Origin of the sequence: Roseiarcus sp. (assembly GCF_052145395.1) — a bacterium.
In the GTDB taxonomy this organism is placed as follows: domain Bacteria; phylum Pseudomonadota; class Alphaproteobacteria; order Rhizobiales; family Beijerinckiaceae; genus Roseiarcus.
Map to the genome: position 1 here is coordinate 1 of NZ_JBKQOT010000758.1, position 2,737 is coordinate 2,737.

The 2,737-nt window shown below is 66.1% G+C and carries 4 protein-coding genes; all 4 read left to right on the forward strand.

The genetic code is table 11. The annotated features are described in order from the left end of the window. The coding region (locus ACLP25_RS25830) for an ABC transporter permease subunit (RefSeq protein ID WP_442471973.1) at positions 1-552 on the forward strand (552 nt) is incomplete at its 5' end. After that, positions 552-1,463, forward strand: a complete 912-nt coding sequence (locus ACLP25_RS25835; RefSeq protein ID WP_442471974.1) for an ABC transporter ATP-binding protein — start codon at positions 552-554, stop codon at positions 1,461-1,463. The genes ACLP25_RS25830 and ACLP25_RS25835, both read left to right, overlap by 1 nt. Continuing rightward, positions 1,460-2,200: an ABC transporter ATP-binding protein gene (locus ACLP25_RS25840; RefSeq protein WP_442471975.1), complete on the forward strand. Its 741-nt coding sequence runs from the start codon at positions 1,460-1,462 to the stop codon at positions 2,198-2,200. The genes ACLP25_RS25835 and ACLP25_RS25840 overlap by 4 nt, the downstream gene beginning before the upstream one ends. Beyond that, a complete protein-coding gene (locus ACLP25_RS25845; protein ID WP_442471976.1) occupies positions 2,200-2,556 on the forward strand; it encodes a DUF6867 family protein in 357 nt (118 codons plus the stop codon). Before ACLP25_RS25840 ends, ACLP25_RS25845 begins: the two co-directional genes overlap by 1 nt. Positions 2,557-2,737 lie beyond the last annotated feature (181 nt).

Here is a 2,737-nt window from a genome sequence, read left to right on the forward strand (position 1 = left end):
ATTTTCCTGTTCTACCTGATCCTGGCGCTCGCGCTGCTCACCAACTTCGTCACCCTGCGGCTCCGTCGGCTGCCGATCGGCCGCGCCTGGGAAGCGCTCCGCGAGGACGAGATCGCCTGCCGCTCGCTGGGCATCAACACGACCAACACCAAGCTCACCGCCTTTGCCCTCGGCGCGATGTTCGGCGGCTTCGCCGGCTCGTTCTTTTCGGTGCGGCAGGGCTTCGTCAGCCCGGAGAGCTTCACCTTCATGGAATCGGCGACCATCCTCGCCATCGTCGTGCTCGGCGGCATGGGCTCGCAGCTTGGCGTCGCGATCGCGGCGACGGTGATGATCGGCGCGCCCGAGCTCATGCGCGAACTCGACTGGATGAAGCAGATTTTCGGCGCGGACTTCGATCCGACCCAGTACCGCATGCTGCTGTTCGGCGCGGCGATGGTGGTCATGATGATCTGGAAGCCGCGCGGCCTCGTGTCGACCCGGTCACCGTCGATCTTCCTGAAGGAAAGCAAAGCCGTATCTGGCGATCTCGTCAAGGAAGGCCACGGCTGATGACCTGGCTGACCAGCCCCTTGCTGACCGTCGAAAACCTCACCATGCGGTTCGGCGGTCTCGTCGCGGTCAAAGCCTTCTCGTTCACCGTCGGACGCGGCGACATCACCGCGCTGATCGGCCCGAACGGCGCCGGAAAGACGACCGTGTTCAACTGCGTAACCGGCTTCTACAAGCCGACCGAGGGGCGGCTCGCGCTCGCCCGGGACGGCGTCGTCACCAAGGAGGCCATTGAAGCCGCGACGCACGCCAGCGGGCGTCACGCGGCGACTTCGAACGGCGAGCTCTTCCTGCTCGAGCGGATGCCGGACTTCCAGATCTCGCGGCAGGCGCGCGTCGCGCGCACGTTCCAGAACATCCGTCTCTTTCAGGGCATGACGGTGCTGGAGAATCTTCTGGTGGCGCACCACAATCCGCTGATGCGGGCGAGCGGGCTGACCGTGCTTGGCCTGATCGGGGCGCCGAGCTACCGTCGCCGCGAGGCCCAGGCGGTCGAGCACGCGAAATACTGGCTCGACAAGATCGGCCTGATCGACCGGGCCGACGACCCCGCTGGCGAGCTCCCTTATGGCGCCCAGCGCCGGCTCGAGATCGCCCGCGCCATGTGCACCGATCCGGTGCTGCTTTGCCTCGACGAGCCGGCGGCGGGGCTCAATCCCCGCGAATCGGCGGAGTTGAGCGCGCTTCTCCGCTCGATCCGCGCCGACCACAAAACCTCCGTGCTGCTCATCGAGCACGACATGTCGGTCGTCATGCAGATCTCCGACCATGTGGTCGTGCTCGACTACGGGGTGAAGATCGCCGACGGCACGCCCGCCGAGGTGCGCGCCGACCCCAAGGTCATCGCCGCTTATCTGGGCGTCGCCGACGAGGAGGAACTGGAAACGGTTGAGAAGGAGCTCGAGCGATGAGTGGAGCGACCGCGGGCGCCGCGCCGCTCCTTCAATTGCGCGGCGTCGAGACCTTCTACGGCAAGATCCAGGCGCTCAAGGGCGTCGACATCGAAGTCAACGCGGGCGAGATCGTCACGCTCATCGGCGCCAACGGCGCCGGCAAGTCGACGACGATGATGACCATTTTCGGCGCGCCGCGCGCCCGGCGCGGGCGGATCACCTTCGACGGCAAGGACATCACCGCCCTGCCGACGCACCTGATCGCGCGGCTGTCGATCGCCCAGTCGCCCGAAGGCCGCCGCATCTTTCCGCGCATGACAGTGTTCGAGAACCTGCAGATGGGCGCGTCGATCAACAAATTCGCCCATTTCGACGAGGACCTCGACCGCGTCTTCACGCTCTTTCCGCGCCTCAAGGAACGCGCCCCGCAGCGCGGCGGAACGCTGTCGGGCGGCGAGCAGCAGATGCTGGCGATTGGGCGCGCGCTGATGGGCCGGCCGCGTCTTCTGATGCTCGACGAGCCCTCGCTCGGCCTCGCGCCGCTGGTGGTCAAGCAGATCTTTCAGGTCATCGCCGACCTCAACAAGCGCGAAGGCCTGACGGTGTTCCTGGTCGAGCAGAACGCCTTTCATGCGCTGAAGCTCGCCCATCGCGGCTATGTCATGGTCAACGGCCTGGTCACCATGCGGGGCACCGGCGCCGAGCTTCTCGCCCGCCCCGAGGTGCGCGCCGCCTATCTCGAGGGAGGCCATTGATGGCCGGGATTCTCTACGCCGCGACGCCGTACGGGCTCTTCACCTTCGTGCTGGTCACGATGATCCTCGGCGGCGCCGGCGCCTGGGCGGCGGGCCGGGCGCTGGCGCAGACCTGGCGCCCGATGGGAATGATCGCGCTCTACATGCTGTTCCTCACCGCGGGCGTCCGCTTCCTGCATTACGCGCTCTACGGAGAGCCGCTCCTGTCGTTGCATTTCTTCCTCGTCGCCTATCTCTGGAATTTGATCGTCGCGGCCTTCGGCTATCGCGCGATGCGCGCGGCGCAGATGGCGACCCAGTATTCCTGGGCCTATGAGCGCGTCGGGCTGAACTGGCGCGCCAAGAGCGGGGGCTGAGCGCTTGGCCTTCCCGCCTGTCGGTTGCATTTATTTAAGATGACTCTTTCTCGAAAACGAGAAAGTATCGACGCCCGAGGTGGATTGCATCCGCCGGGGGCGGCTCCGGGAGGGCCGAGCGCCCCGAACTTATGGGAGACTGATCGCATGAATAAGTACTGGCTGTCGGGCGTCGCGCTTG

Bases quoted from the DNA above. Each gene is read 5' to 3' on its own strand.
- ACLP25_RS25835 (WP_442471974.1), top strand. From the start codon at position 552: ATGACCTGGCTGACCAGCCCCTTGCTGACCGTCGAAAACCTCACCATG.
- ACLP25_RS25840 (WP_442471975.1), top strand. From the start codon at position 1,460: ATGAGTGGAGCGACCGCGGGCGCCGCGCCGCTCCTTCAATTGCGCGGC.
- ACLP25_RS25845 (WP_442471976.1), top strand. From the start codon at position 2,200: ATGGCCGGGATTCTCTACGCCGCGACGCCGTACGGGCTCTTCACCTTC.